24 protein-coding genes are annotated in these 25055 nt (G+C 69.0%); 16 read left to right on the top strand and 8 right to left on the bottom strand.

Annotation, left to right across the window (positions count from 1 at the left end):
• Positions 1-8 precede the first annotated feature (8 nt).
• Positions 9-695 carry a GntR family transcriptional regulator gene (locus MUB56_RS22365; RefSeq protein ID WP_244929219.1) on the bottom strand — a complete coding sequence of 229 codons (687 nt, stop codon included), beginning with the start codon at positions 693-695 and terminating at the stop codon, positions 9-11.
• Between the two features lie 380 nt (positions 696-1075).
• Between MUB56_RS22365 and MUB56_RS22370 the strand changes: the two genes are divergently transcribed.
• From MUB56_RS22370 to MUB56_RS22390, 5 genes are read left to right on the top strand one after another with little or no spacing between them, the layout of a single operon-like run.
• Positions 1076-2038, top strand: a complete 963-nt coding sequence (locus MUB56_RS22370; protein ID WP_244929220.1) for an ABC transporter permease — start codon at positions 1076-1078, stop codon at positions 2036-2038.
• A complete protein-coding gene (locus tag MUB56_RS22375; protein WP_244929221.1) occupies positions 2035-3042 on the top strand; it encodes an ABC transporter permease in 1008 nt (335 codons plus the stop codon). The genes MUB56_RS22370 and MUB56_RS22375 overlap by 4 nt, the downstream gene beginning before the upstream one ends.
• On the top strand, positions 3039-3926 hold the full coding sequence (locus MUB56_RS22380; RefSeq protein WP_244929222.1) for an ABC transporter ATP-binding protein: 888 nt from the start codon (positions 3039-3041) through the stop codon (positions 3924-3926). The genes MUB56_RS22375 and MUB56_RS22380 overlap by 4 nt, the downstream gene beginning before the upstream one ends.
• Complete coding sequence (locus MUB56_RS22385; RefSeq protein WP_244929223.1) at positions 3919-4752, top strand: ATP-binding cassette domain-containing protein; 834 nt, start codon at positions 3919-3921, stop codon at positions 4750-4752. The genes MUB56_RS22380 and MUB56_RS22385 overlap by 8 nt, the downstream gene beginning before the upstream one ends.
• The gene (locus MUB56_RS22390; protein ID WP_244929224.1) at positions 4742-6238 is read left to right on the top strand and encodes an aldehyde dehydrogenase family protein; all 1497 of its coding nucleotides are present in this window, start codon (positions 4742-4744) and stop codon (positions 6236-6238) included. Before MUB56_RS22385 ends, MUB56_RS22390 begins: the two co-directional genes overlap by 11 nt.
• Before the next feature lie 54 nt (positions 6239-6292).
• Here MUB56_RS22390 and MUB56_RS22395 read toward each other — a convergent pair whose 3' ends face one another.
• Genes MUB56_RS22395 through MUB56_RS22410 form a run of 4 tightly spaced genes read right to left on the bottom strand, consistent with a single transcriptional unit; the run spans position 6293 to position 10219 of the window.
• A complete protein-coding gene (locus tag MUB56_RS22395) occupies positions 6293-6952 on the bottom strand; it encodes an isochorismatase family protein (RefSeq protein ID WP_244929225.1) in 660 nt (219 codons plus the stop codon).
• A complete protein-coding gene (locus MUB56_RS22400) occupies positions 6949-7254 on the bottom strand; it encodes a Dabb family protein (protein ID WP_244929226.1) in 306 nt (101 codons plus the stop codon). Before MUB56_RS22400 ends, MUB56_RS22395 begins: the two co-directional genes overlap by 4 nt.
• 53 nt (positions 7255-7307) lie before the next feature.
• Positions 7308-8060, bottom strand: a complete 753-nt coding sequence (locus MUB56_RS22405; RefSeq protein WP_244929227.1) for a hypothetical protein — start codon at positions 8058-8060, stop codon at positions 7308-7310.
• Positions 8057-10219: an FAD-dependent monooxygenase gene (locus MUB56_RS22410; RefSeq protein ID WP_244929228.1), complete on the bottom strand. Its 2163-nt coding sequence runs from the start codon at positions 10217-10219 to the stop codon at positions 8057-8059. Before MUB56_RS22410 ends, MUB56_RS22405 begins: the two co-directional genes overlap by 4 nt.
• A gap of 169 nt (positions 10220-10388) precedes the next feature.
• Between MUB56_RS22410 and MUB56_RS22415 the strand changes: the two genes are divergently transcribed.
• Positions 10389-11129: an IclR family transcriptional regulator gene (locus MUB56_RS22415; protein ID WP_244929229.1), complete on the top strand. Its 741-nt coding sequence runs from the start codon at positions 10389-10391 to the stop codon at positions 11127-11129.
• Positions 11130-11634: 505 nt separating this feature from the next.
• On the opposite strand, the gene MUB56_RS22420 is transcribed toward MUB56_RS22415, so the two are convergent.
• Entirely contained in the window at positions 11635-12009 is a 375-nt protein-coding gene (locus MUB56_RS22420) for a hypothetical protein (protein ID WP_244929230.1), read from the bottom strand.
• Between the two features lie 210 nt (positions 12010-12219).
• On the opposite strand from MUB56_RS22420, the gene istA reads away from it, so the two are divergent.
• Positions 12220-13470 carry an IS21 family transposase gene (gene istA / locus MUB56_RS22425; RefSeq protein ID WP_244929231.1) on the top strand — a complete coding sequence of 417 codons (1251 nt, stop codon included), beginning with the start codon at positions 12220-12222 and terminating at the stop codon, positions 13468-13470.
• Positions 13470-14285 carry an IS21-like element helper ATPase IstB gene (gene istB / locus MUB56_RS22430; protein WP_244929232.1) on the top strand — a complete coding sequence of 272 codons (816 nt, stop codon included), beginning with the start codon at positions 13470-13472 and terminating at the stop codon, positions 14283-14285. The genes istA and istB overlap by 1 nt, the downstream gene beginning before the upstream one ends.
• A 90-nt stretch (positions 14286-14375) precedes the next feature.
• Here the strand turns inward: istB and MUB56_RS22435 are convergent, their stop codons facing one another.
• Positions 14376-14789, bottom strand: a complete 414-nt coding sequence (locus MUB56_RS22435; protein WP_244929233.1) for a hypothetical protein — start codon at positions 14787-14789, stop codon at positions 14376-14378.
• Between the two features lie 102 nt (positions 14790-14891).
• Positions 14892-18413, bottom strand: a complete 3522-nt coding sequence (gene mobF / locus MUB56_RS22440; protein WP_244929234.1) for a MobF family relaxase — start codon at positions 18411-18413, stop codon at positions 14892-14894.
• Positions 18414-18738: 325 nt separating this feature from the next.
• Between mobF and MUB56_RS22445 the strand changes: the two genes are divergently transcribed.
• Genes MUB56_RS22445 through MUB56_RS22480 form a run of 8 tightly spaced genes read left to right on the top strand, consistent with a single transcriptional unit; the run spans position 18739 to position 25033 of the window.
• The gene (locus MUB56_RS22445) at positions 18739-19368 is read left to right on the top strand and encodes a hypothetical protein (protein WP_244929235.1); all 630 of its coding nucleotides are present in this window, start codon (positions 18739-18741) and stop codon (positions 19366-19368) included.
• Positions 19353-20312, top strand: coding sequence for a hypothetical protein (locus MUB56_RS22450; protein WP_244929236.1), 960 nt, complete (start codon positions 19353-19355; stop codon positions 20310-20312). The genes MUB56_RS22445 and MUB56_RS22450 overlap by 16 nt, the downstream gene beginning before the upstream one ends.
• Before the next feature lie 25 nt (positions 20313-20337).
• Positions 20338-20694: a hypothetical protein gene (locus MUB56_RS22455; protein WP_244929237.1), complete on the top strand. Its 357-nt coding sequence runs from the start codon at positions 20338-20340 to the stop codon at positions 20692-20694.
• Positions 20622-21014, top strand: a complete 393-nt coding sequence (locus MUB56_RS22460) for a hypothetical protein (RefSeq protein ID WP_244929238.1) — start codon at positions 20622-20624, stop codon at positions 21012-21014. The genes MUB56_RS22455 and MUB56_RS22460 overlap by 73 nt, the downstream gene beginning before the upstream one ends.
• Positions 21014-21793 carry a hypothetical protein gene (locus tag MUB56_RS22465; protein ID WP_244929239.1) on the top strand — a complete coding sequence of 260 codons (780 nt, stop codon included), beginning with the start codon at positions 21014-21016 and terminating at the stop codon, positions 21791-21793. Before MUB56_RS22460 ends, MUB56_RS22465 begins: the two co-directional genes overlap by 1 nt.
• On the top strand, positions 21790-23277 hold the full coding sequence (locus tag MUB56_RS22470; RefSeq protein ID WP_244928505.1) for an ATPase, T2SS/T4P/T4SS family: 1488 nt from the start codon (positions 21790-21792) through the stop codon (positions 23275-23277). The genes MUB56_RS22465 and MUB56_RS22470 overlap by 4 nt, the downstream gene beginning before the upstream one ends.
• Positions 23274-24134, top strand: a complete 861-nt coding sequence (locus tag MUB56_RS22475; protein ID WP_244929240.1) for a type II secretion system F family protein — start codon at positions 23274-23276, stop codon at positions 24132-24134. Before MUB56_RS22470 ends, MUB56_RS22475 begins: the two co-directional genes overlap by 4 nt.
• The gene (locus tag MUB56_RS22480) at positions 24131-25033 is read left to right on the top strand and encodes a type II secretion system F family protein (RefSeq protein WP_244929241.1); all 903 of its coding nucleotides are present in this window, start codon (positions 24131-24133) and stop codon (positions 25031-25033) included. Before MUB56_RS22475 ends, MUB56_RS22480 begins: the two co-directional genes overlap by 4 nt.
• Positions 25034-25055 lie beyond the last annotated feature (22 nt).

Consider the following 25055-nt stretch of genomic DNA (forward strand, 5'->3'; position numbering starts at 1 on the left):
GAGTCCTCCTAGGGCAGGGGATCCTTCACAGTCAGCCCCAACGCCTTCAGCGCGCTCTCGCGGGCGGCGTCGAGGTGGCTCTGCATCAGATCCGTGGCAGCGTGAAGATCACGCTTCTTGAGTGAGTCGACGATCTGTTGGTGCTCAGAGATGGCGTGCTGGGCACGCACGGGCTGGCGTGCGGACATGCTCCGGGCCAGCGACAGCTTGTTCTTGGTCTCGAGTGCTCGGTCGAGAAGCGCCTGGTTCCCCACCAGCGAGACGAGGCACATGTGGAAGTCCATGCTCTCCGGGTAGCTCTGGCCACCCTCGGTGCGCATCACCTCCTCGGTCTCGTCGAGCAGGTCGTCCAGCTCGGCGAGCTCGGCGTCCGGAACCCTCTGGCAAGCCAAGCGGATGGCGTGCAGTTCGAGGGCCGCGCGAAGTTCGTAGAGGTCGACGATCTCGCCGGCCTCGAAGGTTCGGACGAACGCGCCGCGATGGGTCACCACGGTGACGAGTCCCTCGCCGCGGAGTCGCTGCACAGCTTCGCGCAGTGGCCCGCGGCTGACGCCCAACTTCGCGGAGAGCGCCACCTCGTTCAGACGGGATCCCGCCGGAATGTCCCCCCGGAGAATCATGTTGCGCAAGACTGCCTCGGCCTGGTGGCCAAGCGTCTCGGCACGGAGTAGCTGGGGCTCGTCCACGTTCGTCACGGGGATAGGTCTATCAGCGGTGGTGCAAACTGTCAACAGTTTGCATTCGGTCCGATACTGGACAGTAACAAGATCGCTCGTCGTCCCTGCGAAAATAGGTCACGCAACCGGACATGCCACCGTGAAGCCATGCGGCAGAGTGGTTCACCCAAACTGTTGACAATTATCAGTCTGCAACTTTACGGTCCTCCTGTGTTCCAAGGAACACTTCCTGGCATCGGAGAACGACCCGAGTCCTGACGCCAGACGCCTGTGGGACGACCCCCGTGATCATCGATCACCTCGTTGCTCCCGCGAGCGTCTGCCGCCAACCCTCGGGTCGCATCGGCACCGGGTGACACCCGCATCCGCGCACCCCGACCGGACGAGAGGCAATCCTCGTGCTGTCCTACATCCTTTCCAAGGTGTTCCAGACACTCGCGACCTTCGGTCTCGTGGTGCTGGGGGCCTTCGCCATGCTGCGCCTGGCGCCCGGAGATCCCGCCCTCGCCCAGGCCGGCGTCGCCGCGAACAGGGAGCAGGTCGAGCTAATCCGCGAGCAGATGGGCCTCAACCGGCCCTTCACCGAGCAGCTGTGGGAATGGTTCAGCGGTGCCTTCACCGGGGATCTGGGTGTGTCCTACGCGGACGGCGCCAAGGTCACGGAGGTGATCGGCACCCACGTCGGCCCCACCCTGCAGCTCGTAGCCCTGACCACAGCGCTGACGATCCTGCTGTGCGTACCACTGGGCATCTGGACGGCAGTGGGCACCTCACGCGCCGCACGCTGGCTGGGCAACACCGTGACGGTCCTCGGTCCGGCCGTCCCCAACTTCGTTGTCGGCATCATGCTCGTCCTGATCTTCGGCTGGCTGGTGCCGGGCATCCTCCCGTACTACGGGTACGTGTCAGTACGGGAAGACTTCTTCGGCGCACTGTCCCACACGATCCTGCCGGCACTGGCCCTCATGACGAGCGGTGTCGCGATCATCGCCCGCGTGCTTCGGGCAAGCATCATCGAGACGCTCAATGACGACTTCGTCTTCGTCGGCACGGCGTTGGGCGTGCCGCCCCGACGCCTGCTGTGGACCGACGTCCTTCGCAACTCGCTCGTCGCCGCGACCACGGTGTTCGGACTGTTCCTCGGCGTGGCCCTGTCGGGCAGCGTCGTCCTGGAGAACGCGTTCGGCATCCCCGGTCTCGGCGCTCTCCTCGTCGACAGCTTCGACGATCGCGACTACCCCGTCACCATCGGCACGACGCTCGTCATCGTCGCCGCGGTGCTGCTCGTCAATCTCGTCGTCGACCTGCTTTACCTCGTTCTGGCACCGCGCGTGCGCTTCGACCTGGGAGTGAGTTCATGACCGTCCCGCCGCAGACCACCACCAGGGGAGCAGGCCCGTCCGCCTCCACCGACACGGCTGTCGCACCTCCGGCGCGACCCTCGCGAGTACGCCGCGCCCTCACTGCGTGGCGCACCTCGTCCCCGTCGCTGAAGCGCTGGAGCCTCGCCTTCTTCCTACTCGCGGCCGTCTGCCTGCTCGGCCCGCTGGTGGCGCCGCACCCCCCGAACACCGGCGTCGGCCTGCCGCTCGAGGCCCCGTCGGGCTCCTACCTGCTCGGATCAGACGCCGACGGACGCGACGTGCTGAGCCGACTCCTGTTCGCCAGCCGCATCTCCCTCGGCATCGCGCTCTTCTCGGTGGCGCTCGGAGCGGTGGTCGGCACCACCATGGGCCTCGTCGTGGCTGCCATGGAGGGACACCTCGTGAGCACCCTGCTGCTGCGCTTCATGGACGCCATCCTCGCCTTCCCGTTCGTGGTGCTCGCCGCCGTGACGGCCAGCGTCACCTTCGGGCAGAGCGTCGGCGTCGGCCCGATCAGGTTCGGTGAGCTGTCGATCCTTGCCGCGGTACTCGCCCTGATCCAGATCCCCATCTTCGGACGCCTCGCCCGAGGCACGGCCCTGGAGGAGAACAGTCGCGACTACGTCTCGGCGGCGAGGGCCTGTGGTCAGACCCAGGGTCGGATCCTGCGCACCGAGCTGTTCCCCAACATCATGCCGGCGCTGGTGGTGCAGACCTCGTTCTCGGTGGTCATCGCCATCGCCGCCGAGGCTGCGATCTCCTACCTCGGCCTGGGCATCCAGAAGCCCAATCCCAGCTGGGGGAACATGATCCGCGACGGGCTGGACGCGATCGTCCTCGGCGCGTGGTGGATCGCTGCGTTCCCCACGGCTGTCGTCATCGCCGTCTCGATCGTGCTCACCGGTCTCGGAGAGGCACTCCGCGTCGCCATGGATCCACGCAACCGCACGCGCCACTCCGTCGAGACCGTCAGTGCCGAGGCCGAGAAGAAGGAGACATGATCACCGTGAGTGACTCGCCCACCACCCGGGCCCTGTCGACCACGACGGCCCCGAGCGAACCGCCGGCGTCCTCGGTCGTCCCGGCCCTCAGGATCGAGAACCTGTCGATCCGCTACGGCTCGGCACCCCGTCCGGCGATCGTCGACTTCTCGATGACCGTTCCGCACGGCGCCTCGGTGGCCCTGGTCGGTGAGAGCGGGTCCGGGAAGTCGACGGTGCTGCGCTCGATCATCGGCATGCTGCCCCGCACGGCCACCATCGAGAGTGGCTCGATGAGCTTCTACGACCTCGACCTGCTGACGCTGGACGAGAAGGGCTTCTCCCAGGTGAGGGGCTCGAGGATCGGCTACGTCTACCAGGACCCGGGCCGCTCCTTCAATCCCAACCGTCGCCTCGGGCCGCAGGTCGCGCGAGTGCTCAGGTACGCGCGGCCGGACATGGACAAGAAGGCCCGCAACGACGAGGTGGTCAGGATCCTCGACCGCGTCGGCCTCGATGGCAGCGTGGTGCGCGAGCGCTACCCTTTCCAGCTGTCAGGGGGCGAGCTGCAGCGCGTCCTCATCGCGACTGCCTGCATGTCGGGGCGTCCACAGCTGTTGGTGGCGGACGAGCCCACGACCAGCCTGGACGTGACGATCGAGGCAGAGATCCTCGAGCTCCTGCGCCAGATCCGTTCCGAGCTCGAGCTGACCCTCCTGCTCGTGACCCACGACCTGGGGGTGGTCAACGAGCTCTGCGACTCGGCGGTGATCCTCGACAAGGGCGTCGTGGTGGAGGCCGGCACGGTCGCCGACGTCCTCGGTTCCCCCCAGCACCCCTACACGCAGGCACTCATCAGCAGCATCCCGAAGCTGCCCGACGCAGCCGGAGGACACCATGAGTGACGCGAGCACGCCCCTCGTCGAGGCTGTCGACATCGTGAAGCAGTACGGCGCGCGCCGCCGAGGCCCGTTCGCCAAGGCACCGTCCGCGCCGCCGGCCCTGAACGGCGTGAGCGTGGAGGTGCAGCGCGGTGAGACGCTCGCCATCATCGGGGAGAGCGGCTCGGGCAAGTCCACCCTGGGACGCATCATGCTCAGGCTGACCGACACGACGTCGGGTCGAGTCGTGTTCGACGGCCGGGACCTGCTCGCCATGAAGGAGTCCGACGTGCGCCGCATGCGCAGCCGGATGAACTACATCTTCCAGAACCCGTACGGCGCGGTGAACCGCCGCCACACGATCGAACGGATCCTCGCGGCGCCCTTGGAGGTGCACAACCTGTACCGGGGGAACCGACGGTCGAGGTGCGTCGAGCTGCTCGACATGGTGAGCCTGCTGCCCACCCACCTCGACCGCTTCCCGCACGAGCTCTCGGGAGGTCAGCTGCAGCGCGTGGTGATCGCCCGCGCCCTGGCCACGAACCCCGACTTCGTCGTCGCGGACGAGCCCACGACCGGACTCGACGTGATCACCAGTGCCCGGCTCGTGACACTGCTCGACGACCTCAAGCGACAGCTGGGACTCTCGATGATGTTCATCAGTCACGACCTGCGTACGGTCGCCCAGCTGGCGGACCGCATCGTCGTGATGCGCAAGGGGGGGACCGTCGAGCACGGGGCCTGCAACGACCTGCTGCTCAACCCGCAGCACCCCTACACCCAGAAGCTCATCGACTCGGTGCCGAAGCTGCCCGAGAAGACGTACGAGGTCGTGTCCGGTGGCGCTTGATGTCGCGCCACGCACGGTCCTTTCGTACGCCGCCGGCACCGCCGTCGACGACGGCGAGTGGATCGTCCGCGAGGACCCGTCCCGACCTCACCTCACGGCCGGGAGGGTCAGCGCGACGGACGCGGCGGGGGTGGATCGCGCAGTCGAGGCCGCCGATGCCGCCTTCGGTCCGTGGGCAGCACGCTCCCTCCAGGAGCGGACGTCCCTCGTGCTCGGCGCCTGCCAGGCGGTGCGCGAGGCGGAGCACTCGCTGGCCGACCTCCTGACCCGTGAGAGCGGCAAGGTCCTGGCCGGGTCGCTCGGCGAGCTGCGCTTCTCCCTTGCCCACGCGCAGTACTGCGCCGACATCGCCGAGGAGGTGCTCGCGCCCCGCATCGGCGGCAGCCGCGCGGGACACCTCGAGGTCCACCACCAGCCGTACGGCGTGGTGGCCGCCGTCACCCCGTGGAACGCTCCGCTGATCCTCGCCTTCCTGAAGGTGGTCCCGGCGCTCCTCACCGGCAACACCCTCGTCCTCAAGCCGTCCCCGCTGGCGCCGCTGGCCATCACCGAAGCGCTGTCAAGGGTCGCGCAGGGCCTGCCCCCGGGCGTGCTGAACGTGGTGAACGGCGACCACCAGGTCGGGGCCCGGCTCACCTCGCACCCGCTCGTCCGGAAGGTCGTCTTCACCGGCGGCTCGACCGTGGGGCGTTCGATCCTCAGGACGACCGCGGAGAACCTGGTGCCGACCGTGATGGAGCTGGGCGGCAACGACGCCGCGGTCTTCCTCGACGACGTCGACCTCTCGCGCGCGAATGTGGAGCGTGCCGTGCTCGGCTCGTTCCTCTCCGCAGGCCAGGTCTGCATGGCGGCGAAACGGGTGTACGTCCACTCCTCCCGCTACGAAGAGTTCGTCGACGCCTACCTGCGCGCCGCCGACGACGTGCTCCAGGTGGGTGACCCTCTGCTCGATCGCGTCTCCGTGGGTCCCTTGATCAACCGCCCGGCGGTCGAACGGGTCCAGGGGATCGTCGAGGAGGCAGTGGCTGGCGGCGCCTCGGCCCGGACCGTCGGCGGGGTCGTCTCCCCCGAGCTCCTCGGCGCCGGCTACTTCCTGCGACCGGTCGTCGTGACGGGAGCCGAGGACTCCGACCGGATCGTGCGCGAGGAGCAGTTCGGCCCCGTGGTGCCGGTCCTCCCCTTCGACGACGTCGACGAGGTCGTACGCCGCGTGAACGCCGATCCCCTCGGCCTCGGCGCCTCCGTCTGGAGCGCGGACGTACGCCGCGCCTTCGACGTCGGACGCCACCTCGAGGTCGGCTACACGTTCATCAACTCGCACAACCGGTTCGGCATGACGCTCGAGGCGCCTTTCGGCGGTGTGAAGGGCAGCGGCTTCGGCCGCGAGTACGGCCCTGACGGGCTGCTGGAGTACGTCCAGACCCACTCGCTGTTCGCCCCGGAGCGCCTTTCGACGGACCCGCAGGCCTACCCGACCGTGGGCTGAGACTCGAGGGATCTCCTGGCACGAGGCGCCCAAACTCCCCGATCGACCGCAGGATCACTCATCCGTCAGAGCCCCGAGATAGGCGCGCACCTCGGCCAGGTCCCGCACCTCTCCGGCCTTCGCGGCGATGTCGCGAAGATTCCCCTCGTGCACCTCCGGGTGACGGTCACCCACCGCCTCACGCACCACGATCGGAACGAATCCGTGTTGCAGTGCGTCCAGGGAGGTGGCCCGGATGCAGCCGCTCGTGGACCAGCCGGCGATCAGCACCGTGTCGATTCGCTGTGCCACCAGCGAGGCCGCGAGGGAGGTGCCCGCGAAGGCACTCGGATAGTGCTTGGTCACCACCACCTCCCGCGCGCGCGGTTCGAAGCCGTCGATGAACTCGGCGAGCGGGTTGCCCTCCACGAAACACTTCAACGCGGGGACCTTCTGGAAGAAGAGACCGCCCAGCATGGCCGCGTCGTCCGCGTAGAGCACCCGGGTGAGGTAGATGGGGATGCCGGCTTCCGCGGCCGCCTCGCGTAGCTCGCGCATCGCGACCGCCGACTGCTCGACCGCGGCGTACAGAGGCGACTCGCTGTCCAGATAGGCCCGCGCCGGATCGACGACCACCAACGCCGGCCGTGCGCCGGGCTCGAGCCGCCCGCCGAACCCGACGCTGACGTAGTCCTCCTCGAGGGTCGCGCCCCGCAACGGCTGCTGCCAGGTCATGACGGCTCGGCCGTGCTGCGCCGGACATCGCTGTCGTCGAATTGCACGAAGGCCTTGGCGGCGAGCACGGGTTTGATGTGCTCCCCGATCAGGGCCAGGTGGGCCGGGTGGCTGCCGTACTCCCACCACGATGCCTGGGAGTCGAAGACCATCTGGAAGCGCAGTGCGGCATTTCCCTCGGCCAGGCCGGCGTCGCGGACCACCTGCGCCTCGACGAGCCCGTCGACAAGTCCGGGTAGGGCCAGCAGTCCCTCGAGGATCGCCTCGACCTGCTCTTCGGTGCTGTCGGGAACCAGGGTCAAGTGGCCTACATGATTGAACATCAGGAGCGTCTCCTTCGCGTCAGGGGGAGGATTCAGCGTTGTTCGAGGAGCGAGCCGTAGCCGGTGATCCGGTCGTTGATCCCGTTGGCTCGGAACGCGTGCCACATCGTGGCCAGGTTGATGGCGATCACCGGCTTCTCTAGCTCCCTCTCCAGCTCGGCGGCTACTGCCACGCACTCCAGGTTCGTGCCGCACTGGATCAAGGCATCGACGTCGGGACCGTCCACTGCCAGGAACGCCTCCCGCAGCGTCTCGGGGGTCTCCTCCGCGATCGAGGTGGCGGAGGCCGAGCGCAGCCCCTTGATCGACGCCACCTCGAACCCCAGCTCGGTGAAGTAGGCGACCACCTGCTCGTCCCCCACCGCCTGGTAGGGCGTCACGATGCCGATCCGCTCGGCACCGAAAGCACGGAGGGCCTCACCTGCGGCGGTCGCACCGGTGGTCACCTCCAACCCAGTGTGGTCTCGTACTTTTCGCTCGAACTCCGCGTTGCCCTGGACCCCACCCCAGAAGGTCTCCGCCGACATCCCCATCACGATGTAGTCGGGCAAGCAGGTCATCACCGTCTCCAACGCGTCGGGGAGCGACTCGTTGAGTGACTCACGGAATGCGCCGAAAGCGTCGTCGGATTCCAACGCGGGTGCCTTGATCATGATCCGCCCCGTGTGCCACGAGCAGTCCTGCGGGCGGAGGCGATGGAACTCCCGCTCCACGGAGGTGTTGGTCGAAGGGAGCACCAGGGCGAACTTCGGCCCCTTCGCGGGATCCGTGCGAGTGGTCGTCATGATCGACTCCTGAGGTTGTCGGTCGGGATCATCTCGTCGTTCGCCAGGGCAGCCGCCCTGGCCAGCTGCTCGGGTTGGCCCATCAGCTCGGTGAAGTCGCTCCAGTCCTGCGGGGACCAGCCGGAGCTACCGCCACGACGGACCTGGTCGTAGGTCGTGGCGACCGCCTTCGCCGAGGCCAGCAGTGCGGAGACCGGCTGGATCACCAACGCCACGCCGCATTCGGAGAGGATCCGGTCGGCCGGGAGGTCGGAGTGGTCCCCGGCCTCGGAGAGGCTCACCACCAGCGGGGTCCCGCCGACCGCCTCGCGCAACGCCAGGAGCTCTGCCTTCGCGTACACCCCTTCGGCGAATATCAGGTCAGCCCCGGCAGCGGCGTACGCCGAGGCACGCTTCAGCGTGGCCGAGAACCCCTCGACCGTCATCGCGTCGGTGCGGGCGATCACGAGTAGCGAGCTCCGCTCCGCAGCCGCGATCTCCACCTTGGCGACCATCTCGGAGAGGTCGAGGAGCTCCTTCCCGGCCAGGTGACCACACCGCTTCGGCGCGGCCTGGTCCTCGAGCTGCACAGCTGCTGCCCCGGCGGCCTCGAACCGCCGCACGGCCTCGGCGACCTGGAGGACGCCGCCGTAGCCGGTGTCGCCGTCGACGACCAGCGGCAGGCCGGACGCGGTGCTGACCCGGCGTACCTGCTCGGCCATGTCGGCGAGGCCGAGATAGCCGAGGTCCGGTTGCCCCAGGACTGCCGCCGAGACAGCGGCTCCGGAGAGGTAGACGGCGTCGAAGCCGGCGCGGGCCACCAGGGTGGCGCTGACCCCGTCATACGCCCCGACCGCGGCGACCGGACCTCGGCAGAGCAGTCTGGAGAGCCGTTGCCCCGGCGCCATCCGTCCGTCCGGCACGGCACGCAGCTCTCGCGCCAGGCGGCCGGTCGTGATCCGGAGGGAGGTGAACATGGCCGCGCCCCGTTGATGCTCGCGCATCGCCAGCTCGTCGTTCTCCGCCACCGACAGTTCGGCGGCACGGAAGGACCTCGTGCGATCGTCCGGCTCCCGCATCGTGTCGTAGGTGACCTGGGCGGTGGCCTGCACGTGGTGGAGCGCGGCATCGCGGCGCAGCTCACTGTAGAGAGTGGCGGCGTGCCGCGCGTCGGTGCCGGTGAGCGCGGCATCGATGCACTTCGCCGCTGCCCACGCGTCGTGGATGCCGCTGTTCATCCCCATGCCCCCGAGGGGGTTGTTGACGTGCGCCGCGTCGCCGGCGAGCAGCACCTGCCCGGAGGCGAAGGTGGCCGCGGCTCGCATGTTGACCGCATAGACGTTGGCGTGCACCACTTCGTACGGCGTGGACTGCGGCGCGATCCGCTGCAACCGGCGTTCCAGCGCCTCGGGCGCCATCGCCTGCTCGTCGCTCTCGTCCGAGCTCACGGGGAAGAGCGCTCGCCAGTGCTTGGGGGTGCGCAGCAGCACGCCCCACTCCTCCGGGTCGGAGATGTAGCTGACATAGGCCAGGTCTGGAAAGTCATCGCGGAAGTCGTGGGTGGTGGAGATGACCAGGAAACGCTCGTCATAGGTGGTGCCTTCGAAGGCGATCCCCAGCGACTTGCGGATCACGGAGCTGGCGCCGTCGGCCGCGATCAGCCAGCGGGCGAGCACCGGCTCGTCACGGTTCCTACCTTCGAGGTGGATCCGCACGTGCCTGTCCGACCGTTCCACGCGGGCCACCGGGCTGGCGAAGGAGAGCGTCACGTTCGGCAGCTTGCGAAGCTCGTCAAGGATGAGAGCGGTCAGGTTGTTCTGCTCGCTCTGCAGCCGGTACGGAAAGCGGGTCTCTGCCGACAGCAGGGACATGTCCATCTCACTGAGCACGCCACCCCCGCGCCTGCGGTATTGATAGATCGGCGCCCGCAGCCCGACGCGATGGAGTGCCTCGCTTACCCCCAGCTCATCGAGCAGCTCCAACGTCGAGGGGTGGAAAGTGGATGCCCGAGCCTCCGCAGAGAGGGCCGCCCCTGCCTCGAACACGATCACGTCGTGCCCAATCCTGGCAAGGCTCAGGGCTGCGACCATCCCGACGGGGCCCATCCCTGCGACCGCGACAGTGTGCATCTGCTCGAACAGCGGGTCGTCACGCCGTTCGAGGCGGGTCTTCTCGTCCATCCATAGCTCCCACCTGCTCGAGCTGGTATCGGGACCAATTTCCATTATGTGGTAACATCCTTCCCGCGATATGGAAGAAGCCTACGGAGCGCTCGAGGTCACGGCAAGAGGCAATGCCGAACAGGCGGACAGAGGAGGGCGTATGCACCCGCGAACTGAGGGGCAACGCGTGAGCGGTGCCAGCAGCGCTCGAAAACTGCTGAACATGCTGCTCTGCTTCACCGAGCAGCGGCCGATATGGTCCGTGGCCGAAATGGCTGTCGACCTCAGCCTCCCCACGACCACGGCTTACCGCTACGTGGGCCTCCTGCGAGAGGTCGGCTTGTTGGAGCCAGCCGGCGACGGCGGATATCGGCTCACCGACTTGACCCTTGGTCTTGCCAAGGCGTGCGAAGCGGCTCAACGCCCCTTGGAGGTGGTAGCGCTTCCGGTCATGCACAAACTTCGCGCGGACTTCGACGAGACGGTTCTAGTCGCGCGACGGAGCGGCACTGCTGCGTACTGCGTGGAGCGGGTGGAGTCCGAGCGGCCGGTACGTCTGCAGTTCGACCGCGGGCAGGCGATGTCACTACATTCGGGAGCCCTTGCCCGGTTGTTGCTCGCCAGCATGCCTCGACTTGAGCGACGTCGCTATGTCGACCAGGCGCTGCCGCAGCTCAGCCCCGAGCGGGCGGTGACCTTGAGCGAAGAGTCGCTGGACCGCAACCTGGCAGAGGGGTGGACCGAGAGCTTCGAGGAGATCGACGAAGGCATCTGGGGCTGCGCGGCAGTCATCCGGATGGGGGCCGACGTGGTCGCAGCGATCGGCACTGCCGCCCCTGTTTATCGCACAGATGCAGATCGCCGGGACCGCATCGCGTCCTCTATCCGAGCCGCCGCGGACGAGATCTCGGGGTTGCTTGGTCGGTGATCCCGATCCGGACTGCTGAAGGATCGGAGGACTCCGGAACCGTTGCGACGATGTTGCTCACGGGCAAGCAAGCCGTGTGCCCCCTTCCAAGGACGTCCGGTCGACGTACTCGCAGCTGCGCGTCAGCGAGAGCATTGGGACTAACGGCGTTCGATCCTTACTGACTCCGCGTGGCGCCAGCTCCCGTCCAGAACTCACGGACCTCTCTCCCGGACACGACCGGCAGGTCGGACCTCGAACCCGTCGGCCCGCCTGACCAAGGGGGACTGCTGCACGGTCTAGTGACACCCGATCTGCGCGGGCGTCCGGCCAGGACTCACCTGTTCCTCAGGTGCCAGTCGACCATGCTGAGCTGGAGTGTCCACCACGCCTTCATGTCGGTGAGCCACTCGACGGGAAGGCCGTCGTGGGCGATCGTCATCGTGGTCTCGGCCGTGCCGTCGCCCGCTCGCCGTTCGCGGCACTCGATGGTGACCAGGGTGCCCTTTGGCTCCTCGCCAGCTCGTCATCTGCCGGCTTCTCGTTCCGGGAGCAGGTGGTCAACCACCAATTGGTCCAGTTCGGTCGCGGCCTCGGCGAGCATGTCTGCCCAGGCGCGCAGCTGGTGGGCGCTGTTCGCGTCGAGTGGGATCTCGACGACGCCGTTGCCGAGGAGCCAGACCGACACCTTGATCGACGTGCCGTCGTCGGGGGTGTGGAGGCTGACGAAGTTCCGCAGGTGCGTGGTGGTGAGGTACCGCGCGTGCTCCCCGGGCTCGGCGAAGAATGGCCCGTCGTGGTCGTAGGTGCACCACGGAGGACAGGACGCGGAGCCGCCATCGCGTGCTGTCGTCGCGGATGGCTGGTCGGAGGATGAAGGTTCGTTGGATGATGTGGTCACGGTTTCGGTGCTCCTGTCACTGATGCCGAGGCCCTGGCTGGAGTCATTACCTCCAGCTGGGGCCGTCTCTTCCTAGGGATGTTGCCTGTGCCGATTCGCTTCGATGCGCCTCCTTGCTGTCGACGGCACGTGAAAACTGACCCCCAGACGGCAACTGAAAGCTGACCCCCTCCGAGACCCTGTCCTCATCCTCGAGGCAGGAGATGCGGAGTGTTGTCAGTGGAGGACTGGGCTGAGATCCGGCGGTTGCACCGTGCGGATGGAGTGCCGATCAAGGTGATCGCCAGGACGATGGGGATCTCGAAGAACACCGTGCGCAAGGCGCTGCGTGTTGACGGTCCGCCGCGTTACGACCGGGTAGCGCGAGGATCGGTGGTCGATGCGGTCGAGCCGCAGATCCGGGAGTTGTTGCGGGTCACGCCCACGATGCCGGCCACGGTGGTGGCGGAGCGGATCGGCTGGGAGCACTCGATCCGGATTCTGCGGTCCAGGGTCAGCGACCTGAGGCCGGTGTACCTTCCGCCGGATCCCGCGTCGCGCACGATCTATGAGCCCGGCGAGCTGGCGCAGTTCGACTTCTGGTTCCCTGCGATCGAGCTCCCGGTCGGGTACGGCCAGACCAGGACGGCGAAGCGGCTGCCGGTGATGACGATGGTGTCGGGCTACTCGCGGTGGGCCGGCGCGGTGCTGATCCCGCGCCGAGAGACCGAGGACCTCTTTCCCGGTTGGTGGCACCTGATCCAACAGCTCGGTGCGGTCCCTCGGACGCTGGTGTGGGACGGCGAAGGAGCGGTCGGGCGCTGGCGTGCTCGCCAGCCCGAGCTGACCAGCGACTGTCAGGCGTTCCGTGGCGTACTGGGCGCCAGCGTCTACATCTGCAAGCCCGCCGATCCCGAGGCCAAGGGAATGCTGGAGCGATTCCACGACTACCTCGAACGGTCATTCCTGCCCGGGCGCACCTTCGAGTCACCGAAAGACTTCAACACCCAGCTGAGCGAGTGGGTGGCCAAGGCCAACACCCGTCGGATGCGGGTGCTGGGCTGCAGGCCGGCGGACCGGATCGCAGCCGACAAGGCGGCGATGATGCCGCTGCCGCCGGTCCCACCTGAGGTCGGCTGGCGCAAGGGCCTGCGGCTGCCGCGTGACCACTACATCCGCCTCGATTCCAACGACTACTCCGTGCACCCCGCCGTGGTCGGGCGACGGATCGAGGTCCACGCCGACCTCGACCGGGTCTGGGTGACCTGCGAGGGCGCGATCGTCGCCGACCACGCCCGGGTATGGGCCCAGCACCAGACCATCACCGACTTCGAGCACACCGTCGCCGCCAAGCTGCTGCGCCAAGGTCGTGGTGATCTGCTGCGGCCGGTCGCGGACGCGGTCACTGGTGAGGAGGTCGAGGTCCGATCACTCGGCATCTACGACCAGATCCTCGGACTCGTCGACGAGGAGGTCTCCTGATGGCCGCGCGGACGACCGCGAAGACGACACCGAAGACCGGCCGTGATGTCACCAGCGAGTTGGAGTACCTGACGCGGGCGTTGAAGGCGCCGACGCTGCGCGAGTCGGTCGAGCGGCTGGCCGAGCGTGCCCGGGAGGAGTCCTGGACTCATGAGGAGTTCTTGGCCGCCTGCCTGCAACGCGAGGTGTCGGCGAGGGAGTCCCACGGTGGCGAGGGCCGGATCCGGGCCGCCCGATTCCCAGCGAGGAAGTCGTTGGAGGACTTCGACTACGACCACGCCAGAGGCCTGAAGCGGGAGACCATCGCGCACCTAGGCACCTTGGACTTCGTCGCTGGCAAGGAGAACGTCGTCCTGCTCGGACCGCCCGGGACCGGGAAGACCCATCTGGCCACCGGGCTGGCGATCCGGGCCTGCCAGGCCGGCAACCGGGTCCTGTTCGCCACCGCGTCCCAGTGGGTCGACCGGCTCGCCGAGGCCCACCAGGCCGGACGCCTGCAAGACGAGCTCCGACGGCTGGTGCGCTACCCGGTGCTGGTCATCGACGAGGTCGGCTACATCCCGTTCGAGCCCGAGGCCGCGAACCTGTTCTTCCAACTCGTCTCATCCCGATACGAGCGCGCCAGCCTGATCGTCACGTCGAACAAGAACTTCGCCCGCTGGGGAGAGGTCTTCGGCGACGACACCGTGGCCGCCGCGATGATCGACCGGCTCGTCCACCACGCCGAGGTCATCGCCCTGAAGGGCGACTCCTACCGACTGAAGAACCGAGAACTCGGCCGTGTCCCCGCGGCCATCAACGAAGAGAACCAGTAGCCGAGGGGGTCAGTTTTCGATTGCCGCCAGGGGGTCAGATTTCGGCCGCCGTTGACACTTGCGTGACGAGATCCGTAGCCATCCGCGCCCTCAGCGAAGAACGGTGACTCCCTGGTGCGACATCCGCGTGCTGGAACCGGTCGTGGTGCCGGTCTCAACAGGTCGAAGCTGCGCTCTGAGTGAGCTCATCGCCGTCCTGCATAGGCCATCGACGCATCGGGCCGCGACAAGGAGCCCGGCCAGGAAGATCTTGATGCTGTCCCAGGCGAGTACGAGGACGACGAGGTTGAGCCAGCCAGGCGCTCCCCTGGCGACGATCTCGGCCACGGCGTGCATCGCGACGAGTAGCGCAGCGGCGAGCGCGACCAGCGCCGTGGCTGTGCGCCACCGCGGCGTCAATGAGCGCACTCGTCGGCACAGTCTGTTCGAGGGGGCATGCATCTGGAGGTAGCGCTGCGTGAGCGCCACTACGTAGAAGACGGGGAGTACGAGGAGGGCGAGCATCCGATGTTCCTCTCGTTGCTGGTCCTACCTCGGTAACACCACTGCGGGCCGTCCGTAGGCAGGTTCAGCCTGGGGCTGTGGAGAGACACGCCCTGACGGTTCCTATGGCAACAAAGGGGATCGAGCTTGGACCGCGGCGGCGCGTTCCGGTTGACGTTCTGCAACCCCGGTGGTGGCACGTGCGGCGGCGAGGGCACGCCGGCGGTCGGCTCGTTGGGCGTCGTTGGCTGCTCCCCCGCCGGCGGGAAGGGTCGAGGTGATGGCGTACCGGTCGCGGTACGCGGCGATGGTGCTGAGGGCGTCGACCCATCGCGCCCGGTCGACCGGGTCGGGTGGTGGGGTGCCGAGCCGGCGGGTCCACGGAACGCCGTCGGTGATGGCGTGTTCGGCGAGTGCTCGGGCGCGGGTCTCGATGAGGTGCTTGCGTTCGGTGATGGCGTGTCGGTCTTCGTCGCTCATCGGGCCGAGGGGTTCGGGGATGAGGCCAGCGATCAGTCGCGGGGCTTGTCGGCAGCCGCGGGGGGTGGTCGCGGTGAGCTTGTCGATCCGGTAGCGCAGGACTGCGGCGATGTCGTCGGCGTCGTCGAGGCCGCGGCGGTCGATGACGCGTGGGAGGAGGCGTTCGAGGTCGTGGTGGTAGGACTCGGCCCGGCGCAGGGCCGCGGCGAGGGGGCCGAAGGCGGCCGATGCGATGACCGCGGAGTGTTGGTCGGGGGTGAGGCCGGATCGGCGGAGCAGGTCGACGAACCGGTCGTGCTGGGCGTCGGCTGCGATGGTCTCGACCTCGGCGGCGAGACGCCCGATGTTGGCGTGGGACTCGTGCTCGGCGGCGAGGGTCTGGTGGGCGGACATGGCAGCGCCGCTGTGCTGCAGCACGCCGTAAAGCACGGTGCGGGCGGTGACGTCGTCGGGTTCGGGGGTGGTGTGGGTGTCGTCGGGTTGGTCGAGAGCGACGTAGGCGATGTTCGACTCCCGGCCACGGGTCATGGCCACGTAGAGGTTCTCCCGGGTTGTGGTCGCGGTGACGACGACGTGGGCGGTGTCGACGGTGATGCCCTGGGCGCGGTGCGCGGTCACGGCGTAGCCGAGGTCGACGTGCCGGGCCACGTAGGTCGCCGGCAGCACGGTGCGCCCGGGGCGGCGTTCGTTGAGGCGGTCGACGACCACGGTGCCGTCGGCCCGGAGGTCGGTGATGCGCCACCGGTCGCCGTTCTTGACCCAGCTCCTGGTCCTGGTGCGGAGGGTGCGGTCGTTGCGGCGGGTGATCACGACATCACCGATGGACGCGCGAGTGTCGTCGGCGAGGTGGACCTCGCGGCCATCGACCGCTCCGTCGAGGATGAGGCGATCAGCGCGGGCGCGTTCGTTGAGAGCCCGGACGGCATGGACCGACTCGGTGACCAAGACACTCGCTTTCCCGGCGGTGGTGTCGGTGGACCAGGCGGTGTAGGCCGCGTCGAGCATCTCCTCGGTCAGGCCTTGCCGGATCCGGTGCTGGTGGGCGTAGGTGGAGATGACCTCGACCTCGCCGCGGCGCAGGGCGAGGGAGGCCGGTTTCTCCCAGGGGTGGGTGAACCGGTGGATCTCGGTGAGTTCGGGGGCGTCGGGGCGTCGGTCGACCAGCAGCGCGAACGCTCCCCCAGCATCCACCGACTGCAGCTGGTGCGGGTCACCGACGAGCAGCACCTTCGCCCCCACCGTGGCCGCGATGCCGGTGATCCGGTCCAGGGTCGTGGTCCCGGCGAGCGTGGCCTCGTCGAGGATCACCAGCTGCCCGGCCCGCAACGTGGTCCGTCCGTGGTCGTGGTCGTGCAGCCACTTGGCGGTGTTGTCGCAGGCGATGCCCAAGTCGTCGGCCAACGCCTGCGCGGCTGCGGCCGACGGGGCGAGCCCGACCACACTCCCCCGCCCGTGCCCAGCCACCCAGGCCGACCGCAGGGCCCGCATCGCGGTGGTCTTCCCGGCGCCGGCCGGGCCGACGAGGAGATCGATCTGCCGCCCCGAGCCGGTGATGGCCTCCAGCGCCCGGCGTTGTTCTGGGCTGAGCGGACCCGGAGCCCGGGCCAGGGTCCGGGCCACCACGACCGGGTGCGCCGTCGGTGCGGTGGTGGATTCAGCGCGGTCGAGGAGACGGGCCTCGGCGTCGAGCACCGGGGTGGAGGAGTACTTCATCGCGTGCCGGGGTCGGAAGATGCTGCTGCCGTCATCGCGCAGGAATCGCACCGGGCTCGGTGCCAGCTCCGGCGGCGTCAACGCCACCGAGTGGAGTTGGGCTGCGTCCACCACCATCCCCACCATCGCTTCGCGGTCGGTGGTGGTGGCGAACCGCAGTCCCATGGTCTGTTTAGCTGCCTCGGCGAGCAGGTTCCAGTGCGACCACACCGACCGCTTCACACTCACCGCGGCCACCACCTCGGCCCCGATCGCCTCGATCACCGGGAGCGGGACATCGTCGACCGCCAGCACCTGGCCAGTGCCGCCGACCAGGTCTGCGGTCCACGAGGCCGGGTCGGTGCCGATCTTGGCCGCGGCGCGCCGGCGCCACTCGGTGGTGAGGTCGGCCAAGGAGCGGGTCTGTTTCGGGGGTCGGGTGGCGAGGGTGGCCTGGGCGCGGAGCTCGACGATGGTCTTGGCTGAGGGGTGTCGCCCGTGCCGGGTCACGTAGTCGGCGATGAGGTCATCCTTGGCGAGCTCGATCTCCCGGGTCCGGCTGGAGAACTCCCCGATCAGCTCATCACTGACACCGGTGATCTCCCAGCGGGGGTTCCGATCCGGACCCCGCTCCCGCAGCTCCCACCCGATACCGAGGTCACGGGTCAGCCGGTCGGCCAGCAGCGCGTCGTACAGCGCGGACAGGCCGGTCACCGAGGCGAACACCGGCCGCCCATCGAGGCTGCGCCAGCGTCCGTCCCGAAGTGTTTGGACCTTGTTCGAGATGACGAGGTGGGTGTGGAGCTGGGGGTCACCGGCCCGGGAGTCGTAGTGATCGAACGCCACGGCCGCGACCCCGCCCACCCCGACCTGCGCCACCGCACCGTCGCGGTCCGCACGGCCCGTCCGGGTGGCGGCTACTTCCCGTTCGAAGTAGGCGAGGACGTCGGCGACCGCGGCGTGGTGGGCGGCCACGATCCGCTCCTGAGTGGGTGCGTCAGCGAGACCCCACAGCACCGAGACCGACTTGCTGACGCTGAAGGTCAAGTCGTAACCCGCGACCGCGTGACGCATCCCGGCCGCCGTCTCCTCTGCCTCGATCCTGGCCGTCTCGGCTGCGCGGTCCTCTGGGGTCATGGCGGGATCGAGGGCGGTCACGCGCTTCTCGATACGGGTCGCCAGCTTGGTGAAGGTCGGGTAGGCGAGCCCGAGCTGATCACCTGTCACCGGCTCTCGTCCCATGCCAATCAGGAGCGCCAACTGCTCTTCGCTCACCGGCATGCCCGACCGGAGCCGACCGTCACCGAGCGCACCCAACCCCGAGCCCATCCAGCGACCCGGCGGCGTCCCGACCTCCGTGTAGTAGCGGGTCAGCGGCGTCGACATGGCGCGGTTGCCGTCACCCGCGGCCACGCTGCGCAGCAGGTACCGATAACCCGCGCCCGCGGAGATCCGGCGGATCGAGACCGTCACGGCCAGTTCCGTTCCACAGACTCCAGGTGGGCGGCTTCCTCCACAGCCCCCTCGAGGTGCAAACCGTGTGAAGGCGAGAAGGGTTTGGGTCGCGAACGGGGGGACCTGGCGGGGCCAGGCGCGTGGGGCGGGGTCGAGCCGGAGTGGGGACGTGAGGAGGGCCTGGTGCGGGGGGAGCACCTGAGGAGGGAAGAGCTCGGTGAAAATGCCGGGTTCCCCATCGTCAGGCCGGGCTTTACGATGTTGGCCAGACGGCATCAACACCCGCCCGCGGGCGCCGTCTGCGCCTCGAGCCCGACCGGTTAGAGGAAGCAGGAGACCGCACATGACTGAACGACTCGGGCTGAAGTCTTGGGCGACCGGCGCTCTGGTGTTGGCCGCGGTAAGTGCTTGTGCCGCTGGCGACTCCGAACCAGCGGACTCGGCCAACTCGCCGATTGTCGCGAGTTCAGCGCCATCACCACCTGAGACCAGCAGTACACCCACGTCACCAGCCGAATCCGCTTCGGCGAACGCGACCCGGACGGTGCGAGAGTATTTCTCGACGATCGACGAGCTCGCTCAAAACCCGGGCGCCGACCTCCGCGCGCTCGACGCCGTGACAACGAGCATTGAGCGCACCGCGGAGAAGGAGTTCCTCCGAGAGCAGCACCGTCGAGGGGAACATCAGGTTGGTGACACTCTGCTGGCCAACCTAGAGATCCAGTCGGTCAACCTCAGCAACTCCGACCCGCATGCGGGCAGGGTCCCGACCGTGGTTATCGACGTCTGTTGGGATGTCACCAACGTCGATGTCCTTCGCAAGGACGGCACGTCGGTTGTCAGTCCGAACCGCCCGGACACCGGGTGGACTCGATACGCCGTCGCGAACTACGAGTTCGCCGCGGATCCCAGCGGCGCTTGGCGGGTCGCGACCGCGCGCGACTTGGAGCGGCCGCCGTGTGTAGCCTCCTGATTCGCCTTATCCTCGCCACGATCTGGGCCGCCTGCCTGACGATGGTCCTGCGCACGGAGGCCTACGCCGACCCGACGTGTGCACACGTGAACCCGGCGACGGGTGTGTGCGTGGTCTACGTCGAGGCTCCACCTGCCCCATCCAACCCAGCGACACCGGAGGACAACGGGCCAGAGGATTCCGGCTCTGGCGCCGCCTGCTACTGGGATCCGTCGAAGCAGGGAGTTGGTGGTCCGTCGGCGGGACCGGTGCCGTGCACTTCGGAGTACGGCTTCTGGTCGAACGCCTATAACTGCTATCTGAAGCTCGCCGATCCGCAGCCGCCCGCCGGCGATCCCAACTGGCAAGGGCATGAGCCGGGAGACGGCGCTGTCTACACCTGCTTCCAGCCCCAAACGTCGATGCTCGTCTACATCTGGTCTTTGGACACTCCGGAGGGATCAGGCGCTGGTCCCTCTCCACGCGACGTTGCCGAACTCGCCGTCAAACAGATGAACCTGTCAGCGATCAACATCGGGATCGCCCCGAAGCCCGGTCCGGACAGTGTCGGTCTGGTCGGGATGCCGGTGTGGATGTGGGTCCAGTCTCCGGATGAGCACACGTTCGGCCCGATCACGGCCACCGCGTCGGCTGGCGGGATGACGATCACGGCGACCGCCAGGGTGCTGCGCGTGACGTGGGACATGGGTGATGGCACCGAGGTTGTCTGCGAGAGGGCGGGCACGCCGTACCTGCCGTCGTACGGGAGGAAGGACTCTCCCGACTGCGGTCATGTCTACGAGAGGTCGAGCGCGCGTGAGCCCGACGAGGCCTACACCGTGACGGCGACGTCGAGCTGGGTCATCACCTGGTCCGGCGCCGGCCAGACCGGAACGATCCGCCTCAACGGCCTTAACCGCTCGACCCAGATCCAGATCGGCGAAGCGCAGGTGCTCGTGAACTGACGAGCGAAGAGGCGGAGGGACGACGATGACCACATCTGCACGCGAGGACCGGCACCCCGGCCCCCGTTCCGCCGTGCCGGACGCCGGCCCGGTCATGACTCCCCCGCCCAAGCTCCGCAGACGCCCGGCCCTGCTCGCCGCCGGGGTCGCGGTGACCGCGGTCGGTTGCCTGCTCGGGGCCTGGGCCTGGAGTGCAACCACCGACACCGAGGAGGTCCTCGCGGCACGTTCCACGATCCACCGCGGTGAGGTGATCGAGGCCGAGGACCCCAGCGTGTCCGGATCGGCGGTGACCCGGCGCTGTCCCCTGTGCCTGCGTCGGCGTACGACGACATCGTCGGCCGGCGCGCTGCGCTCGACATCACCGCCGGCGGGCTGCTGACGAGCGAGTCGACCACCGACGACCCGATGCCTCCCCCGGGCCGGTCGGTCGTCGGGATCTCCCTCACCCCCGCCCAGGTCCCCGCGTTGGCCCTGCACGGTGGGGACAATGTCCGGATCATCGTGACCCCGGGTGAGACCGGGACGGTCCCGGCCAGCGGCCCTGAGTTCACGAACGCGGAGGTGGTCGACACCGGCCTGGACGAGACCACCGGCAACACGGTCGTCAACGTCCTGGTCCCCCACGGGGATGCAGGTCTCCTCGCCGCCAGGGCGGCGACCGGTGATGTCGCACTGGTCCTCGACTCCGGGACCCCGTAATGGCCGTCATCTGTTTGACCTCGGCCTCCGGCTCCCCGGGCGTCACGACGACCGCGGTCGGGCTCGCGTTCTGCTGGCCGCGCCCGGTGCTGCTCCTCGAGGCCGACCCGACGGGCGGGTCGGGCGTGCTGGCCGGGTTCCTTCGCGGTACGACGCCGTACGAGGTCGGATTGGTCGAGTTGGCCCTGTCCCCGCTCGGGGTGGCCGAGGCGCTACGCGACGTGGTCCGTCCGTTGAGCCCGAGCGTGTCGCTAGTGGCCGGCACCCGGTCCCATGCGCAGGCCGCGGCGCTGCGCGAGGTGTGGGAGCCGCTGTCGGTGGCATTGGGTGAGCTGGAGGCCAACGGGCAGGACGTGATCATCGACGCCGGCCGGTTGGGGTTGGCCGGGTCACCGCAGCCGTTGTTGGAGGCCGCCGACCTCACGCTCCTGCTCACGCGGGCCACGCTGCCGGCGATCTCGGCGGCCCGGTCCTGGGCCGAGTCCGTCCGCCAGCCGGGGACCGGGTGGCGGCACCCCGGGCTGCTGCTCATCGGCGAGGGCCAGCCCTACCGGGCCACCGAGGTCTCGAAGGTACTCGGGATGCCGGTGGTGACCGACCTGCCCGACGATCCGGCCGCGGCGGCGGTCTACCACCGGGGCGCGTCCGCCCCGCGCCACTTCGAGACCGGCCCCTACCTGCGTGGCCTGCGAGCCGCAGCCCAGGCGGTCCAGTCCCACGTCGCCCGCAGCCGGGTCGCCCTGAGCGACGCCGCATTGAGCGAGGAGATCACACCGTGAGCGAGACGTTCCGTCATCTCCACGAGTACGGCGACCTGGCGCGGCTGCCGCTGTTCACCCAACCCGTCAACGGCACCTCGATGACGGCGCCGGCCGCCACGGCGACGGTGAGCGTGGCACCGTCCGCGAATACCGACGTCGACTGGTCGGTCGTGGCGGTGCTGCGGGCGCGGGCCTCGGAGCAGCTGAGCCAGGCGGTCGCCGCGGCCCGGACCCGGTTCGACAGGGCCGCCCAGGAGGAGCTCGGCCGGTCCATCGTGTTGGACCTGATCGAGTCGGCGATGGCGGAGGCGGTCGACGCCGGTCAGGGGGCGTGGTCGCCGGCGCGTCAGCAGGCCACCGCCCAGGCGGTATTCGACTCGCTGTTCCGGCTCGGGCGCCTCCAGCCCCTGGTCGATGACGACGCGGTGGAGAACATCATCATCGTCGGCCACGACAACGTCCTGCTGGAGCTGGTCGACGGCACCCTCATCGATGGGCCGCCAGTGGCCGACTCCGACGCCGAGCTGATCGACTTCCTGGTCTTCCTCGCCTCCCGCAGCGAGGTCAACGCCCGGTCCTTCTCCGAGGCCCAGCCCCGCCTCCATCTGCGTCTCGACGGCGGTTCGCGTCTCGCCGCAGCGGCCTGGGTGACCCCCCGGCCCTCGGTGGTCATCCGCCGGCACCGGCTGATGCAGGTCACCCTCGACGACCTCGTCGCCCGGGACATGATGAGTCCGGTCGCGGCGTCGTTCCTCCGCGCGGCGGTGCAGGCCCGTCGTTCGATCGTCGTCACCGGCGCCCAGGGGGCGGGGAAGACGACGCTGGTCCGAGCGCTGTGCGCCGAGATCGACCAGATGGAGGCGATCGGGACCTTCGAGACCGAGTACGAGCTACACCTCCACGAGCTCGGCCGACACAAGATCGTGCACGCCTGGGAGGCCCGCCCCGGCTCCGGCGAACGCAGCACCGACGGGCGCCAGGCGGGCGAGTTCACCCTGGATGAGGCCCTCATCGACTCCTTCCGGTTCAACCTGTCGCGCCAGATCGTCGGCGAGGTCCGCGGCAAGGAGATCTGGGCGATGATCAAGGCGATGGAGTCCGGCACCGGCTCCATCTCGACCACCCACGCCGCCGACGCCATCGCCGCCGTCCGCAAGCTCGTGACCTGCGCGATGGAAGCCGGCCCCCACGTCACCCAGGCTCTGGCGACCAGCAAGCTCGCCGCCACCGTCGACCTCATCGTCCACCTCAACCTCGACACCAGAACCGTCGAGGGACGGACCCAACGCACCCGCCGCATCGCCGAGGTCGTCGCCGTGACCCCGGGCGAGAAGGAGGTCGGCTACGCCACCACCCACGTCTTCCGCACCGACGCCACCGGCGTCGCGGTGCCCGACGTCCTCCCCGATGAGTACCGCACCCTGGCCCACCACGGCTTCGACCTCGCGGCGTACCTCTCGACCCACCCGATTCCCGCCCACCCATCCGGAGCGCGGCCGTGAACGCGCTCGTTCCCGGCCTGGCCGGAGGACTGATCGCCGCCGGCCTCCTCGCCATCGGCGTCGGGCTGCGACCGACCGCCGAGCCGCCCCGGCAGCCGCCGCAGCCTCGCCGCCGGCTCCTGACGCTGAGCCCCCGGACCCGGGTCCTCGTCCTGGCCGGGTTGGGGCTCGGTCTTGCCGGGTGGCTGCTCACCGGGTGGGTGCTGGCGCTGGTGATCGCGCCGGTCGCGGTCGTCGGGCTGCCGGTGTTGTTGTCCGCTCCCCCGGCGCTCGCCCAGATCACCCGGCTGGAGGCGATGGAGGAATGGACCCGGTCCCTATCGGGGGTCCTCACCGTCGGTGTCGGGCTGGAGCAGGCGCTGGTCGCGACCCTGCGCTCCGCTCCCGCACCGATCAGCGGCGAGGTCACCCGCCTGGTGGCCCGGCTGCGTGCCAGGTGGGACACCGAGACCGCGTTGCGGGCCTTCGCCGACGAGCTCGACGACTCCACCGGCGACCTGATCGCCGCCAACCTCATCCTCGGCACCCGCCGCCGCGGAGCGGGCCTGGCCAGCGTCCTGGAGGGCCTGGCCGAGTCCGTGGCCGCCGACGTCCGTGCTCGCCGCCAGGTCGAGGCCGACCGAGCCAAACCCCGCTCGACCGCGCGGTGGGTGACCCTGATCAGCGCCAGCGTCCTGGTCGTCCTCGCCCTATCCGGCACCTACGTCGAGCCGTACCGGACCCCGATCGGCCAGGTCATCCTCGTCGTCCTGCTCACCGCCTACGTCGCCACGCTCATCTGGATGCGGCGCATGGCCAACGGCCAACCACCGCCCCGGTTCCTCGGCCCCCACCCCGACGCGGCGGCACTCCGATGACCACCGGACTGCAGCTGGCGCTCCTGGCCGGCGGACTCATCGGACTCGGCCTGATGCTCCTGGTCGCCCGCCTCCTGCCCGCCGAACCGGACCTCGCCGACGCCCTCGCCCGGGTCTCGGCGACCCACACCGGAACCACGGCCACCCCGGCACCGGCGATCAGCGGCACGGAGCGGATCGGGCTGTGGGGACTACGCGTCCTACCCCCCGGACTCTGGGCGCGCACACCGGTCCGGGAGCTGGCGTTGCTCCGGGTCCCCGTGGCCCGCTTCTACGGCGAGAAGCTCACCTTCGCCGCACTCGGACTGCTGATCCCGCCGCTGCTCACCACCCTGTTCAACGCACTCGGCCTGGCGATCCCGCTCCCAATCCCGGCCGCGGCCTCGATCGGGCTCGCCGCGGTCATGTTCTTCATCCCCAACTACAACGCCCTCGACGAGGCCCGCAAGGCGAGGCTCGAGTTCGCCCGCGCCCTGGGTGCCTACATCGATCTGGTCGCCCTGGAGCGCCACAACGGGATCGGCGTGCGCCAAGCGATGGAGGCCGCCGCCCAGGTCGGCGACTCGTGGGTCTTCACCCGCCTCGCCGAGGAGCTCACCCGCTCGCGCTGGTCCGGCCTGCCGCCCTGGGACGCCCTACACACCTTGGCAGCAGAGCTCGGCCTGCCCGAGCTCGACGACTTCGCCGACATCATGCGGCTCTCGGGAGAACAAGGAGCAAGCGTGTACGCCACCCTGCGCGCCAGATCCGCAGCCATGCGCACCGCGATGCTCAACGACGAGATCGCCCAGGCCAACGCCGTCGGCGAACGGATGACCATCCCCGGCTCCCTGCTCGGCGTCACCTTCATGGCGCTGCTCGTCGCCCCCTCATTACTGCGCATGTTCACCACCTCATGACAACAACCGCCACCACCCCAGG

The sequence above is a fragment of the Nocardioides sp. W7 genome, assembly GCF_022919075.1.
GTDB lineage: Bacteria > Actinomycetota > Actinomycetes > Propionibacteriales > Nocardioidaceae > Nocardioides.